We start from the raw sequence: 18299 nt of genomic DNA, 5'->3' as shown, positions 1-18299 counted from the left end.
AATGACAAGATTAACATCGGCAGTTTTCATTTTTGGAATTTTATTTTTCTGGAGCAAGGATGGTCTTCAGGCTCAACAGCGGGAATTGAATTGTACTCAAAAGCTTAACCAGGCAGAGGACATGTTTGATGCTGGTAGTTTGAGTGGAATTCCTGAATTACTAAATGGTAAAAGGGTTAAATGTTTTAACAAAGGTGGATTCTCAAAAGAAGAAAGAATCAGAGCTTATAGACTTTTGGCTTTGGTACATCTTTTTAATGATAATGGTCCAGAAGCAGAAGATGCTGTAATTAATTTACTGATAGCAGATCCTGAACACCCGTTGAGTCCGGATGATCCAATTGAATTAAAGTACTTATTTGATAAGTATCGTTCTGAACCCATTTTTAGAATCGGAGCAAAAGTTGGAGCTAATCAAACGTTTATACGCTCTATTGGAGAATTCGGATCGTATTCAAATGTAAATGAAGTTTCAAAGGAGTTTAAGTCGGGGCTTGGATTTCAAGCAGAGTTAACATTTGAATACACGATTGTTGGAAACCTTGAGGTGCTTGGAGGATTAGGTTGGGCTCAATCGAAATATGACATTGGATACAATAGCATTACCTCGTTAGCAGATGTATATCCAACTTCAACGAATTTTGTCGTTTCACTGACGGAAACACAAAATCAGTTTAAAGTGCCAATTATGATAAGGTATGGTTACCCTGTGGGTAATCTTATCCCTTATGCTACATTAGGTCTATCCATTGATTATTTATTGAATAGTACAATTTCAGGTAGTAGAGCTGGTACGGCTACAAGACAATTAACAAGTTTGTCCTTGTTAGATAACCAGATGCGAAAAGAATGGAATTGGGCATACTTTGCTGGTCTAGGAGTCAAATTAAAGAGTAAAACTAATTTTTTCTTATTTGAACTGAGATACAATATGGCGGGTGGTAATACGGTTAGGACTAAATATCGCTACAATAATCAGAAACTCTTATTTGATATGGCGCATGTGGACGATGATAAAATAATGAACAACTTAAGTGTTTCTTTTGGTTACATCCTGTCTATATATAAACCGAAGAAATACTCAAATAAGAAATTGGAAAAGAAATTTGGTAAGAAGAAAAATAAAGCTGATGAATAGAAGATTCCATTTACCGCTTCTTTGTATTTTATCTATTGGGTGCCTATTTGGTTGCATCAGTGAGGATTCTAATAGTCTTGATCCATCAGAAATATTTATAAAATATTATGGTTCAGAGTCTGAAGAGGTAGCCGTTGATTTATTGGAGCTCAGTGATGGTTTCCTTTTATTAGGATCCAGGACTGATGTTGACAATTCAGATTACTATTTGGTCCGAACTGATACTGCAGGCAATCGATTGTGGGAAGGGGTGATTAATAACGATACTATTGGTACTGTGGATATACCTTCCAAAATGTACTTTGATGATGTGAATCAAAAGTTATACATTATCGGAACCTCCACATTCGATAGAGGAGATGATAATTTGGAGCAAATCCCAGTTGACCATTTGTTTTTAGTTGATTTAGATTTATCTGCGACAGGCTTCACGATTGCGAATTCTATGGTTTATAGATATTTTGATTCAAGAAGCTCTTCTGATCCTAGTTATGTACCAGCTTTCAAAGAAACAAGCGGAGCAGACATATTGGTTTCTGGAGATGACCTGATTGTTTTAGGTTCTGTGGAGGCAGGGTCTAATGACCCGAGCTCAGAAGATAATAGCATCCTACTTATGAAAATAACCAGAGATTTTACAACCACAGATTGGGAAAGAGTAAAAGGTTTTGATGGTGATGATTTTGGAAGGACTCTGCTTGAAGCAGGGGGTAGATATTTTTACATGGGGGCCGTCAATACAGCAAACCTTGGTATTGGCCATGGTTTGGTAGATGTAATAGTTGAAGAGTTTGACGTGGTAAGTGGAAACGAAGATCACAAATGGGAATATGGAACTCCAGACAATGATGAAGGGGCCAATATGATATATACTGATCCAGGAATTGTTATTGTAGGAACAACAGGTTCAGGAAGTACTCAATATGCATTTATAGTAAATACCACTAGAGGTCTAGGCGATGCTGAAATCAAACCACTAACATATCCTCGATCTTCTTCAGAGAATTGGAATACTGAAGGTGCTGATGTAGCACAAACATCAAGTGGGGACTATTTCATTGTTGGAAATGTCAAGTCATTTAGCGATGCCGCAGCAGACCCAAGAGAAAACGAAATTCTTTTGATTCCAACCAATGGAGTAGGAGAAGTATATGAAGAGGCTGTCCAGGAATATGGAAGTGTTCAGAATGACGCTGGCAATGCTATTATTCGCCGTGCAGATGGCACTTTGGTGATTGCCGCGACTGTCCATTTTGGTGGAAGCGCAACTATGCTATCTCTGTTGAAAACTAATCGTAACGGAGAATTTCTTAAGAATTAAAATATAACTATTCTAATAATCTGTTTTATTATTTGAGTGGTACTAGGTATTTGTATAAATTAAAAATTGAATTAGGGTATAATGGTTAAAAATTATGTCATTAATGCTATTGCAAATTGGGAAAGTGCAATAAAAAGAAAGTGTTATTTGAATAGTTCAAACCGTTGTAGTATTAATTACAGCCTTAATTTACTGATTGGAAATTGGATTTTTGTAATGTTAACACCACAAGCTATGTTTAAGAATTTACCTTCACGTGGACTGCGTACGCTATTCTTATGTCTTATTGTTTTTGTCTTCGGATCGGGTAAACTGGCAGCTCAGGACCGAGCGCTTGATTTATCAGGCACTGGCAATAGTGTAGATATCACTTATGATTTGAATCTAAGTGGTTTTACTGTTGAGACTTGGGTGTACTTTAATGATCTCACGAATGGGGCAGGAATTTTTGCAGAAACAAATGTAAACATACCTCAACCTTTTGATTTGTATGTAAACAATTCTACCAATCATTTGAACTATTTAGTAGGTAATGGTGGCACATTTGCAAGTCAAGGTTCTTCTATTGTTTTTAATACATATCAATGGTATCATATAGCTTTTGTTTATGACCCAAGCAATTCGGGAGCTGAGGCATTACTTTATATCAATGGACAACTTGATAATACCTTGAATGTATTGGGTACTGTATCTCCTACTAATTCGACTAACCCTATCCGAATAGGGAATAGAGCGGATAATGCTACTAATGCTGACGCTGTTTTTGATGATTTTAGGATTTGGAGCGATGCAAGAACTGCCACAGAGATTGCTGATAATTTCCGTTCTGAATTAGTTGGAAACGAGGCCAACCTTGATGTTTATTACAATTTTAATGCAGATAATTCCTATGATATTGCTGGCACCGCTGATAACGGATTGGAGGTAGGATCAGTGTTGTATACTGGTGGTCTAGATTTCACTCTGCCTACATTGAGTATAGGTACCGTGGGTTATTTATATGATGATAGGTTTGATTTCACTATGGAGGTGAATAAAGAAGGTACATTACATACAGTAGCCCTTACTGCTGACATCACACCAACAAGCACTCAAATATTAGCTGGTACAGATGGAGGAGATAATCTAGCTGCAGCTCAGTTTAGCTCTCCTGTAAATGGACACAATAATGTTAGTGTTACTGGACTAACACCTGCCACACAGTATTATATCTATACATTTAATGAAGATTATTTAGGAAATCATTCTAATGTTGAAACCTTTACTGTTACATCTGCAATAGAAGATATAATTAATCCGACTTTATCTATTGATGGTGTATCTACTCCTTTCTCTACTCGATTCGACTTTGACATTACCGTAGATGAAGAGGTTGATGTGTATTATGTTGTACTTCCAATGGGTGCAAACGCGCCTTCGGCTGCTCAAATAATCGCGGGCACAGATGGTGACGATAATGGAGCTATTTTTCCAGGCAGTGTTGGTATAGGATACAATGGCATGGGGGAATCTTCAAACGAATTAGTTACAGGCCTCATGGTCTCAACTTCTTATGATGTTTATGTAGTTGCGCAAGATCGATCAAGTAATCTTAACGAATCGAATATTGAGACATTCGCTATCACAACTGCTGTACTTGATGTTTCGTCACCTACACTTAGTGTGGATGGAGGACCTGTGCCTACTCCAGGAGGATTTAGCTTCGATATTACGGTTAATGAGGAGTGCGAATTGTTTTATGTAATTCTAGCTAGTGGCTCTGATGCACCTAATAGTACTCAAATTTTAGCAGGTACAGATGGTTCTGATGGTCAAGCTGAGGAGTTTCAAATAGAAACCGTAGATGGATTTCAAACTCTTGAAGTTGGTGGTTTAATGGCTGTAACACCGTACGATGTATATATTATTGCTAAGGACTACTCAGACAATATATCCGGAATTCAGAATTTTAGTGTGACAACAGCTTCGATTCCAAATGTTTCAATTGAAACTATAGCTGTTCCTGGAGCAAGTTTAGTAGCTGGTTCAACTGATAACCTTATCTACAAAATGGAAGTCATTGTCTCCGATGGAACAGTGACCACAGAAGGAATTTTATTGTCACCAAATACACCTAATATTCTGGATGACTTTGACCAATTCAACTATTATGAATCTACCGTGGGCGATGTAGGTTATGAGAACGCAACTCTGATTGAAAGTCGAGGACCGGTGACTGCAACAGAAAGTATCGCATTTGAAGGAGACAATAGCATAGAAAATGATCTAATCGTGTTGTTTACAAGTACATATACAGATGAGACGGTGTACTGGTACATTACTGCAGACGTATCTGCTACTGCTTCTAATATGAACACGTTTTCAATTGAACTTCCTGCAATCGACAATAATTTTGGAATCGATGGTGAGCATAATCGCAGCGATGCAGGTCTTGCAGCTTCCAATTTATTTGCTGTAGATAATCCAGATTTTGGCAACCTTACAAGTGATGTGAATTTTTCGACTGATACTAACATCTCTGAGACTGCCGACATTATATTGAATGGTGGCAACATCACCGTCGATGGTGGATCAGATGTTAACTTCGATTTGGGAGGAAATAATCTTGATCTAACGGGAGGTACATTCACCAATAACGGGGTGGTTACCTTCTCAAATACAACGAATATTAGCAATGCTCCTAATTTCATAAACAATGGAACCATCCAAGGTGGCATAAACTTCACTGGTAACTTCACCAACTCTGGAATTGTTTCACCGGGATTTTCACCTTCTTGTATGAACGTAGGTGGAGACTATATCAATGCGGGCATAGACCTAATAGAAATTGAAGGGTTGAATACCGTTTGTGACGCAGCTGATGGATTTGATCAAATCATTGCCACTGGCGATATTGACCTTAGCTCTGGTTCTTCCACATTACAAGTCACGATTGGAGCCGGATATACGCCTTCAAATGGTGACACTTTTGTTATCCTGAGTGGAGGCACAGGCCTCATTGGAGAGTATAACAATATATCGGGTGTACCTGCCAACTGGTTTGTGGAATATGACGTGGACAACTATGAAGTAACCTTAAGATATGATGATGGCACTGAGGAGAATGCATTAGATTTCAATGGCAGTTCTGATTTCGTCTCAATCCCTGATTTTGGTGGTACACAGCAAATGACCATAGAAATGTGGGTCAATGCTACGGATATAACTACTACCACTCATTCTGATTTGATCAGACAAACAAATACCTCCATTGGAGATTATGACTACTTCATTGCTTTTCAAAGCAATGCAACAGCTTTACGATTTTACGTTAGAAATTCTGGAGGAACTACCGCCACTGCAACTTTGACGATTGCCGACCCTTCTGTTTTTGTTGGAGAATGGAATCATATCGCTGCAGTATATGATGGGACCTTGACTTCAAACAATGTACTTCTATATGTTAATGGTGAGTTAGAAGGAACTGCTTCTTTAGCAGGCAACCTTAACGTAAGAAATAGCATGCAAGGGAATAATGTTTTGAGTGGTGTTACATCTAATCAAGGCGTTAGCGTATCAGAGTATTACAACGGACGAATGGATGAAGTAATGATCTGGGATTCAGCAAGAACACCTGCTGAAATAAGATCTGATGCAGAAAATGGAATAGCTTCTCCTGGAGCAGAAGGCAACTTAATCTCTTATTACAAATTCAATCAAGGATTGGCTGATGCCGATAATACCACGATTACAGAACTAATCGATGAAAAAGGGATTTATCCTGGTGATTTGGCTGGTTTTACCCTGAATGGTTCTACCTCCAACTTTGTACCTTCTTCGCAACCAGCACCGATACCGGTAGCAACTTCATCGATGTCAACTGCTTCGAATGGACAAAGAGTAGTGATATTGGATGCGGGTAATACTTCAGGTGCTGGATTGACCAATACTGCAGCGTTTGACGCCACTAATTTCAAGACAACAAGTGGAACGTTGGAAGGGTGGATGAGAACCACTGATGTAGACGGTCAGTACAATCCCATAGTTTCTATTGGAGGATTAGCTGCCATGTTTGTGGTAGGAGGAGATTTAATTACGTATCAATGGGGAGGTACTCCTGGAAATATTTCTTCAGGAACTTCAGTAGCGGATGGCAACTGGCACCACGTAGCTTTTGTTTACCAAAATGGAGTTCCAAATGGATCACAGTTTTATGTAGACGGGGTACCAGCCGGAGCTAGTTTTCAATATGATCAAGGCGCAGACCAAGACCTGATCAATATAGCAGATAATGATATTGTGTCTCACTTTTTCGTAGGTGACATCGATGAAATACGATTTTGGAATAGAGCACTTACCGATGCGCAAATTCTTGCGTTTCACGATCAGGAAATCAATTCGAGCAGTCCTGGTTTATATGCATATTACTCTTTTAATGCCGGAGACGGAACAGATAACTCATCCAATAGTTTTGATGGGGTAGTACAGGGCTCACCTTCTTTTGGGACAGGACCTTCATTGATCACTGGACAACCTTTAGATGGCGTAGCTCCTGGATTTGAAATGGGCAGCCCATTAGTGGATAATCCGACTAATGATGGCTTCGATGTATCTGCAGATCTAACAGAAAATGGGGCTACCTATTATGTGGTATTAGCCAATGGAGCATCTGCACCTACTTCATCCGAAGTCAGAGCAGGAACGGGTAGTGGTGGATCAGGTCAATTGGCCTTTGGAAGATTGGATGACCTTGGAGCAGGTAGCTCTGCAACAGTAAGTGGATTGGCATTAGGCACCACATATGATGTGTATTTTGTTGGTGAAGATTTAACAGGAAACTTATCATCACCTCAGCTACAGAATGGTTCAACTGCCAACCCGACATCTCTTAGCCCAGGTGATATAGCATTTACAATGATGAATGCTGATGGAGATGAAGAATTTGCCTTTTTGTTAAAAGTGACAATCGATGCAGGCACAGAAATTCATTTCACAGACCATAGTATGGATGCCGCTGGCAATAAGGTAACCTCAGAAGGGGCGATTACTTTCATAGCCTCAAAACAAATAAATGCTGGTGACCAAGTGATTATAAATACCGATGCGACCAACTCCAATACAAATGTTACGGCAACACTCAAAAGTGACGGTTCTGTCGCAGGAACTGCCTGGGAATCTGATGTGAGCTGGGCCATTACTGGCGACCCTGGTGATCAAATTTTTGCTTTTCAGGGAAGTATTCCAGGGGCCAATCTCATTTCTGTAACCCAATGGCTGGCTGCCATTAATACAAACCCTAACGGATGGTATAGTTCGACACCTAATAACAATGAAAGTGACCTGCCTTCTGCCCTTACAGATGGTATTAATGCGATCGCATTGAATGTGGGAGAAGTTGGAACCATATCGAACAACTATGTGTATGATTTCGCTGGATCAGGGTCGAGTGGCTCCCTTGCTTCTATGGGCTATTCTTTGAATGATCATAACAAATGGTTAGATGGTAATGCAGTATATGACATCAATGATCTTATGGATTATGGTGGCAATACAGATGCCACTCCTTTATCTGCAAACTTTGGTGGAAATACAGGGACAGGTCTTACTCAATCTTTCGATGCTAAGTTCTTTGTATTTACGGATGATGACGTAGCTGATGTGATTAATTCATTTGAAATTACAGCGGTTAATTTGTCTGGCGTAGCGTATTTGTACTACGATGCCAACGATGACGGAATGAGAGAGGTCGACGGTTCTGAAGATATAGGTTCTGCTTCTTACCCTTTCCCAGTTTTGATTACATACCAAGACCTAATTTCTGACAGATTTAAAATTGATATTACTGGTACTGCCCCAGCATCCGGAACTTTTGATTTTACGAACGTCAGTGACGGTGATAATTTCGATACCAATACTTATCAGTTTACTGGTACAATTGTGGAAAATGCATTGGCCTTCGATGGAGACGACTATGTAGAAATTCAAGATCATACCGATTTTGAGTTGGTAGGTCCATTTACCATTGAGTTTATGTACAAGACATCGGCCTCGGGCAATAGGATTATTTTTGAAAAAGGAACTAGTAATGATCAGTTCTCTGTTCAGCAGTTTAGCGGTGACAAAATTGGAATTAACATTGGAGGAATTCTCCAAACTCAAGGCACTTACAATGATGGTGCTTGGCACCATGTAGCGATCGTTTATCGCGGAGCTAGTGACGGTTCTATATATGTTGATGGAGTAGATGATACTGACCCGACTATTGGAGTGACCGCCCCTTCATATAGTGCAGCCAATATTCATATAGGAAGTAGAGGAGGTGCTACTGGATTTGTTGGACAACTTGATGAACTCAGAATCTGGAGTTTGGAAAGATCTATTGGAGATATTCAAGCCAATATGTTGGCCAGTGTAAAGAGCGGAACAGGCTTAGTTGCTGCTTATGACTTTAACTCAGGTAACCCAGGTGCCGATAATTATACAGGTAATCCTGAAGATCACTTAGAAGATGTCACAGGAAACAATCATGATGGGTATCTAGATCCAGAAATGGATGGAAATGCATCAGGATTCTTATTAAATGGTACTGCATCGAATTGGGTCAATGCGAATCTTCCTACCTGTTTGCCAGAAGGTGAATTTACAGGTGCTGTAGATGGAGATTGGAACGATCCTGCTAACTGGTGTGGAGACGTGCCTCCAATTGGAAATATAACTTTTGATTTAGACATAACAACTAATGTGTCTCTGACTGAAGTTCAAAACGTGGTTTTCAATGGGAATAATGTGGTTGTTCAGGGAGGCACTCAATTGGATTTGAACCTAGGTAACGATCAATTACAATTGACTAATGGAGCTATTTTTACTAACAATGGTACGGTAAGATTTACGTCTGCCAATACTACTTTAAATGATGTTTCAGGTACCAACTTTATCAACAACGGCGTATTAAGTGGGACTTTTAATACAATCACTCCATTTACTAATCAGGCGGGTGGTACACTTCGTCCTGGATTTTCACCAGGATGTATGACTTTTGGATCCGGCTACAATGATGGAGGAGGAACTCTTGATATAGAAATCGCGGGAGCAACTACTCCATGTACAGACTTTGATCAATTACAAGTTACAGGTACGGCTACTTTGAGCGGCACATTGAATGTCGCTTATTTTGGAGGGTATACTCCAGTCAATGGACATTCAGTTGATATTATCACGGCCACAGTAGGTATATCCGGAATGTTCTCGGTAACCAATATACCAGCCAATTGGAATTTGGAATACAGTGCCAACGCTGTGACCTTGACCTATGACGATCAAGGTAGTAAATTGGCGTTTGATGGAAACGACTATATTGTTGCTTCTGAAGGAGGAACCGATTTGTCAACTTCCACCATAGAGATGTGGGTGTCTCATACGACCGATGTAAATCAAACTATCTATTGGAGAGGGAACACAGGCACAGACAATGGTACCGAATTGTCTTTAGAAGTTGGAGGAGCATTGACTTATGAAGAAAGTGATGGATCACTTGAAGGAGTGACATCTACTTTAACAGTTCCTTTTGATGGAACTTGGACTCATATAGCTGTTGTCAAGGAAAATGATGATGTGACTTTCTTTGTCAATGGTGAGTCAGAAACGTTCAACGCGGTAGGGTTTACGGGAACGCCACCATCTGGAGAATTCACAATAGGGGCGACAAATCGTTTGTCCGGAGTTGGAGGATATTTTCAAGGACAAATTGATGAAGTAAGAATTTGGAATGATAAACAGGCTGATGCATCGATAAGAACCAGAGCGACACAGCTGATTGCTTCACCTACTGGTGAGACCAATTTAATAGTCTACTATACAATGACTGAAACAGGTAATACCAGCACCGTGGCCGATCGTGCTTCAGGAGGTGGACAAGATGGAGCCAATGATGCTACATTGAATGGATATCCTGCTAATCCTTCCACAAGCTGGTTAACTTCAGATGCGACGGACAATCCACAACCAGTGATGAAAATTACAGAGATTATCATCGATGAAGATATTCCTTCCGGTGCCAGTAGTCCAGGGACTGCAACAGATGGAAGAAACTTTGGAAACGTAGGTCAGCCAAGCGATACCAAAACCAAAGTATTTGAAGTTAGAAATGATGGAGTAGGTACATTGAACATTAGCCAGCCTACGCTTACCACAGGAACAAATTATTCTGTGATCAATGCAGCGGTCACTTCATTTTTACCGAATGAATCAACTACTTTTTCAGTAGTATTTGCGCCGACAGCAGTTGCTACTTACAATGAAACAGTCAATATTACGAATGACTATAATACTACCTATACATTTGAAGTTACTGGTGAAGGGGTAGACAACAATGCGCTGAATTTTGGTGGTACAGATGATTACGTAAGTATTGGAAGCTTGGGTGCTTTTCCGGCAGAAGGTACTATTGAGTTATGGGTAAATGCATCCGATTTAACAACTAATAAAGGAATTTTTGATACGGACATCAATGGCAATGGACTGAGGCTAGAGGTTGAAACCGGATTGCCTGGTTTGCAAATTGTTGCGGATGACGATGCTTCGCAAATTGAACAACTGTTCAGTAGTGCTATGTCAACAAGTACTTGGTATCATATTGCTATTACTTGGAATACTGGAACATCCAATTTAGTGGGTTATGTGAATGGTGTTGAATCTTTTAATGTTTCAAATGTGGCTTCTTGGCCTGCCAATCTTAATGATTTTGTGATAGGTACGGCATTGGATGGCGTTTCAGGCCCGTCAGCAGGACGATTCTGGAATGGCTCAATGGATGAGTTGCGTATCTGGAATGCGCAGCGTGATCAATCACAGATTTCTGCGAATATGACCAATTTTGGAGTTGATAGTGAGACTGGTCTGTTGGCATCTTATGATTTTAATGTTGGAATCGCAGGAGGAAATAACACAGGATTGGGAGAACCAACATTGACTGATATTACTACCAATACATTTGATGGTACGTTAATGACTTTTGATAAAAATGGAGCTACCTCAAATTATATCACCTCAACCGTAAATACATCTGCAGTTCCAGAAATAACAGTAGAATCGGCAGGAGCGATAAACATTGATGACAATGTAGCTCCTTTACTCGCTAATGATACAGACTATGGCTATGTTGGTTTGGTTGGCGAAACCAAAACATTTACAATTAGAAATGATGGATTGGCAGATTTATCCATTTCTACAATTACCTCCAATTCAGCGGACTGGATTGTTTCTAATGTTTCAGAGACTTTGCCTAATGAGTTGACTTCAGGTAACTCTATGACTTTCGATTTGGTGATGTCACCGAGTGGACTGGGAGCGAGCAATGCAGCAGTTATTACGATTGCAAATAACGATCCTGATGTTCCTGAGCAAGATTTTGAAATTCAGACCACGGTAAATGTGGTTGAAAATGCACTGGTATTTGATGGAACAAATGATAATATTTCTATATTGGATGATGACGCTTTATCTTTTGGGGATGGTGCTAGTGATCAGCCTTTTTCTATTGAAGCCTGGGTGAATTTTAATACTTTAGGTATTAATCAATCTATAGTATCAAAAAGAGGAAGTGGGTCAGATAGAGAGTATCGATTGTCAATGACAACTTTGAATGAAATCGAAGTATTGTTGACTGATGAAAGTGCAGGTGGGTACTTAGAAAAGCAGACGCCTGCTATTCCATTGGGTACCGGAGAATGGTATCATATGGCCTTTACCTATGATGGTTCTTCAAGTGCAAATGGAATTAATATTTACCTAGATGGTAAATTGCAAACTGCTACACCTTCGGATCTTACTTATACGGCAATGGAAAATACAAATTCCAACTTGGAATTTGGTCAAGATGCTGGTTTGATTTTCTTTGATGGTCTAATGGACGAAGTGCGCATCTGGGATGATGTGCGTAGCCAATCTGAAATCATTAATAATGCAGGTCTTACTTTACAAAGTGCAACGAATTTAGTAGCGTCTTATGATTTTAATGATGGTGGAACAACCAATACTTTGGTGGACATCTCTGGAAATAGTTTTGATGGAACTTTGGGTGGGTTTGTTCTGGATGGTACAGCATGGGTAGCTTCTACCGCATTTGCTGCCGCTGCGCCTGACGTAAACATTTTCGTTTTTGCTGGCACTGACATCACTGACGGAGATGCTACTCCGCTCGATACAGATGGAACGGCCTTTGAAGCAGTAAGTGCTACGAGACCAGTAACACAGACCTTTACGGTTGAGAATGAAGGCGTAACTCCTTTTAACTTAACTGGAGTGGGTTCAAATAATGGAGAGTTCGCCATTAGCGGAACTACATCAGCTTCAGTTGGCAATAGTGTCACTTTTGATGTGACCTACCAACATTCAGGAGCATTTCCCGTCACACCGGGCACACAGAGTGCTACGATTACCGCTACTCACAATGCCGCGACCGAAACCCCATATGACTTCGCCGTTTCCGCCGAATTGGTCAATGACTATGCCCTGGATTTTGATGGGGTGGATGATTTTATTGGTGTAGGTAATCTCGGAGCATTCAACGAAGGTACCATTGAGTTTTGGGTAAGTATGAAAGAAGGATCTGACTTGGATTGGCGTACGATGATTGAATTGAATTCGGGTGGTACAGGATTCAGGATTGAACAAAATGTATCAGGAAATGTCTATTTCTGGAGTGATGTAACATCGGCCCAACAATACTTTTATAATGAAGCAGCTAATGGGAATACACCGGTACCTAAAAATAAATGGCACCATATCGCGCTCTCATGGATTCAAGATGGAGCTAACCCTGATCAAGTAGTTGGTTATTTTAATGGTGTTGAAGCTTTCAATACAACCGTAACAGACGGTACAATGCTATCCACATTGTCGAATGTGATGTTTGGAGCTACCAATGGAACTAATTTTTTACAAGGTCAGCTAGATGAAATCCGATTTTGGAACGAAGTAAGAAGTGAACTTGAAATCCAGAATGGGATGAATACGGCCGTAGTTGGAACTGAATCTGGCTTAGTGGCTTATTATTCTTTTGACAACACTGATGTCACGGCTTTAGCAAATAATTCAGCGGTTGGCAATAGAAATGTTGTTGCTGACAAAACAGGAAACTACAGTGGTACAGCCAGCAACTTCGATATGGGTGGCACACCTTTTACTTACGATTTTGGTAACACCTCCAACTGGGTGTATTCTGGAGCTATTGCTTCTGATATCTTCGTTCAAGATGACTTGTCTGTAGCGCTTTACCATGGCAGTACCCACGAATTTGGTAATCAAGGTATCACCGACCCTACTCCACTATCAAGAACTTATACGATTACCAATCACGGTAATGGGACGCTCAATTTAGGAGCAAGCGCGATCTCTGTTTCTGGAGGTACGGACTTCACGGTTTCAGCTCAGAATGGTTTGACTACCTTAACAGCTGGCCAGAGTACAACCTTTACGATAGACTTTGCTCCATCCACACTAGGTGCAAAAGCTGACAACATTAACATCACCAGTGACGATCCAGATGAACCCACAGTTAGCATTGCGGTGAATGGAATTGGCGTGCAAGGCCCAGCGGGTGTTGCTGACGGGATCGTGACGTGGTTAAGAGGAGAGGATGCCGCCGCTGATGGTAGCTCTTGGGCTGATTTCAGTGGTACAGGACAAAATTTTGGAACTGTTGGTGCTGACCCTTCAAAGGCTAATTCGGCGATAGGTTATCAAGCCGGTTTAGTATACACAAATTCAGAGTATTTGCAAGCAGATAATTCCTCGATTCTCGGAACTGACGGATATACAAAAATCGTCGTGGCCAGATTGGCGGTTACTGGCACATTAAACCTATTAGGTACAAATTCTGCAGGAACAGGGAATCATGCACTTTTTTACCTCAATCCAAGTCAACCTTCTCTTTATCATGATGGTTCTCGTATCGATTATGGGTCAAATATTGGTTTACAGGCTGGTGTTATAGCAGGTACATATGATGGGTCTACTAATGGATCAATACGCGTCAATGGACAATCTACAGCAGGTACCTTGCCAGCATACACTGATCCTGGCAACATTCAGATTGGTGCCAATCAAAGTAGTGGCTCTATGCATGGCGAAATTGCAGAGGTGATTATCTATAATAGAGAACTTACTGCAGGAGAACTTCAAGAAGTTGAATCTTACCTCGCTGCAAAATATGGTATCAACTATTCACAAGATGTAGTTTCGTCAGGAAGTGCAATTACCGTTTGGAATTTTGCATCTGGTTATAGTAACGATGTGGTTACAATAGGTAGAGACGATGCCTCTTTCTTAGACACGCGACAGGTCGCCAGTCAATCCAGTGATATTCGATTTGAGATTGGTCATACTTCCATCGAGGTGGACAATGCGACTAATGTAGCACTCGGAGCGACCAGTCAATTCGCGGCAGACAATGCTTTCCTATCATTAGGACATAATGGAGCAGCATCTAATTATGCAGGTCGATTAACCGCGAATATGCCTACTGGTGTAGCGGAGCGAATGGCAAGAACCTGGTTAGTGAATGAACCAAATACCGATATCACAGATGTAGATTTAACCATAGATATGGCAGGTCTAAATGATTGGATTGGAGTGACTGCCGGGGATTATGTCTTGATGATTGATGATGATGGGGCAGATTGGTCAAACGCAACAATAGTTGGACCATCCGATTATACATCAGGTAGCATCACTTTTGAAGGGATTGATTTTGACAATGGTCAATTTGTTTCTATTGGACATGGGGTAGATAGAGCCTTGGATTTCGCTGGAGATAATGATTATGTGAACATAGGTACCGTTGATATTGCTACGGGAACAGGAAATTACACGAAAGAAGCATGGATTTATTGGGAAGGTGGAAATGGGAATATTATTTCCTCGCGAGGAGCTAGTCATGCGCCATTCTATGTAGCAGCTGCGGGTTCATTGCTGACAGCTGGTCATGGTGGAAATTTAAATATTATTAATGCTCCAATTACAGCAAATGCTTGGCACCATGTAGCCGTGACTTTTGATAATACATCGGATGAAATGTATTTGTATATCGATGGAGAAGAAGTCGCATACGTTTCTGGAGTGACTGAACAGTATGTAAACGAAGTAGTGGCTATTGGTGAGTATGGTACTGATGGCTTAACGTTTTTTAATGGACGCATTGATGAAGTCCGAATCTGGAATGTGGCAAGAACAGCGACTCAGATTAGAACTACGGCTTTAACGCCAACTACGGCGGCCAATTTTGGGGCTGAAGGAACATTGTTAGCAGGGTATGATTTTAATATCGGATCGTTAGGTCAAGATAATTCAGCTATTGCAGCTCCGCAGTTGATAGATGCCAAAGGAACTTACCATGGAACACTTAACGGTTTTGCTGAAACTGGCACTGCTTCGAATTGGGTACTTTCAGATTATACTGGACCTAATACACCGGCCACCACACCAAGTATCCGAGTGTATGATGCTGATGGTGATATTATTTCTGATAATGCCACGGATTCGCCTTCTACGACCAATAACACAGACTTTGGTACTGTGGTAACCACTGGAGCAAATACATCAGCTTTTACTTACACTATTCAAAATGTAGGATTTGTACCGGCTAATATTGGAGGAGATGTTGTGTTCGGAGGCGCTGACTATAGCAGAGATGCTGATATCACTGGACCGCTAGCTGTTGATGCATCGGACGATGTGACGATTACTTTTGACCCTAGCGTAAGTGGGGTAAGAGGTTCATCTATTTCCTTTGCTACCGATGGAATAGCAGACGGTACTTATAATTTTAATGTAACTGGTATCGGTTCGGCTTCTAGTTCTGACATTGTTGTCAATGGTGGTTTTACCCCAGCGACAGGATTGGATTATAACGGTCAAATGGCAGCTAACATAGATCGAGAGGGTGCAGGTACTGATGGAGTCGAGGTTGCGCAATTCTCACTAAGAGATGGTGGTGGAAGTGACGATGGTGACGGCCTGGCTACATTGCTTGATGCAGTTACTGTCCGGTTTACTAATGAAGCCACTATTCAAAAAGTAGCACTTTATAAAGATTTAGCAGGTACACCTGTAGAAGTGGCTGAAGTGGCTATTGCCGGAACTGATGCTGTATTCTCAGGATTGGCTGCTTTGCCAGGTGCACAACAAATCATTACGGGTGCAGCTGGAAATCAGTCGATTACTTTCAGTGTAGTAGTAACGTTTGCCAACACCACGGGTGTAGTAGATAACACAACTGATATTGATGTGACAATATTAGGGGCAAGTACAGCTGCAGGAGCAGGTGGTTCTGGTATGAATACTGGAGCAGCGGATGCAAGTGAGACAGCTAATAATACGTTGGATGTGACTGCAGATAGACTGGTGTTTACAAATGGTCCTGGGGCAGATGTTCCAACTAATGTTGCTTTTAGTGTGACAGTACAGGCTCATGATGCGAATGGAAATCTCGATACAAATAACACAGCTGACGTTACTTTGTCTGAAGCTCACCCTGGCACACTGGGAGGTACGGTGAATCAGCTACTATCAGCGGGAACAAGAGATTTCAATGATCTTACCTATAACCAGACTCAAGCTTTAGATTTAACAGCCACGGATGCACCCGATAATTTAACTGACGCGACATATTCCGTGGATCAGGCTGGAACGATATCGGTGGTGGCGCCTGATAACTTAACAATTCTTGGTAGTGGTCCACTTTTAGAGAGTACGGTAGTATCTGTACCTGGCATTCAGATTGATGAGACTACAGGTACAGCGTTAAAGATTTTTGATATATCAATAAATGATGGCGCAGGAGGTGACGCTTTCAATACAGTGATCACCGATCTTGTTTTCAGAGAAGGAGCAGGTGTTCCAGCTGGATTAGAAGATCTCAACCTTATTTTGGCTGGAGCTGGATTGACTGATGGAACGAATACCATTACATCTTCTACCTTGAATGGTTCTACCATTACCATAAACGCTGGTAATATCACATTTGCGGATATCCCAGCAGCGTTGGGTACAGTGACAGAAAATAATTCCAAAACGTATGAATTATTTGTATGGTATAGAACTGACCTGGCTGCCAATGGGTACTCAGTAGATGAAGAAGCGCTAGAATTTGAAGTAGATGAAAACGACTTTACGTTCGCTGCGGGAAGTAGTACCATAGCTACTGCTACAAACAATAGTGGAAACATAGATATCGATGTCCAGGGAAGTAAGGTGGTCATTACAGACTTCGCAGGTGGAGATGCTACAGATGCAGATCCGCTAACCAATAATATTCTGGTATCTATCGATACAGATTTTGCTATGACGGTGGAGGCCAGAGATGCTTATGAAAATATTGATTTGGGCTACGATGGTGCTACGAATGCTACGTTGACCATGCCAGTGAATGCTGGTAACTTCATTACAACCAATGGAGGGGCAGACCCATTGACTAAAGTCTTTTCTGATGGGGTGGTATCATGGACGAGCCTGCAAGTAGATGCTGTAGGGACCTATGAACTTTTGGTTACAGAATCACCTGGAAGCTACACACAGCAGACAGTAAGTTGGAATGCCATAGATGCAGAAGGACGTGTCGATATGGATCCAGGGTTTACCGCACCGTATGATATTGATTACGTACAGTATGATGCCACAGACTTGGATAATACAGGAGATGATGAATTGCTGGTAGGATCTTATTTACTTGTCGATGAAGGTGGTGATGGAGGAAAAATGCGCTTAGCAGACATTGAATTTACAATCACCAACTTTGAAAATTTAGACCGATTAGCTCTATATACCTCCGCTGGGGAAGAACATATGGGAAATTGCAGCTGCTAA

At 41.0% G+C, this 18299-nt stretch carries 3 protein-coding genes; all 3 read left to right on the top strand.

Annotated elements, in window-relative coordinates; translation table 11 throughout:
- Position 1: 1 nt before the first annotated feature.
- The 3 genes from ACOQO5_RS00750 (at position 2) to ACOQO5_RS00740 (ending at position 18299) form a co-directional block, all read left to right on the top strand.
- Positions 2–1138 (top strand): outer membrane beta-barrel protein, encoded by a 1137-nt coding sequence (locus ACOQO5_RS00750; protein ID WP_420579761.1) that lies wholly within the window; start codon positions 2–4, stop codon positions 1136–1138.
- Positions 1131–2459, top strand: a complete 1329-nt coding sequence (locus ACOQO5_RS00745) for a hypothetical protein (protein WP_420579760.1) — start codon at positions 1131–1133, stop codon at positions 2457–2459. The genes ACOQO5_RS00750 and ACOQO5_RS00745 overlap by 8 nt, the downstream gene beginning before the upstream one ends.
- Before the next feature lie 234 nt (positions 2460–2693).
- Positions 2694–18299 (top strand): LamG-like jellyroll fold domain-containing protein, encoded by a 15606-nt coding sequence (locus tag ACOQO5_RS00740; RefSeq protein WP_420579759.1) that lies wholly within the window; start codon positions 2694–2696, stop codon positions 18297–18299.

Origin of the sequence: Reichenbachiella sp. (assembly GCF_965223055.1) — a bacterium.
Classification (GTDB): Bacteria; Bacteroidota; Bacteroidia; order Cytophagales; family Cyclobacteriaceae; genus Reichenbachiella.
Note: the sequence above shows the minus strand (reverse complement) of the source record. Positions and strands in the feature narration are given on the sequence as shown.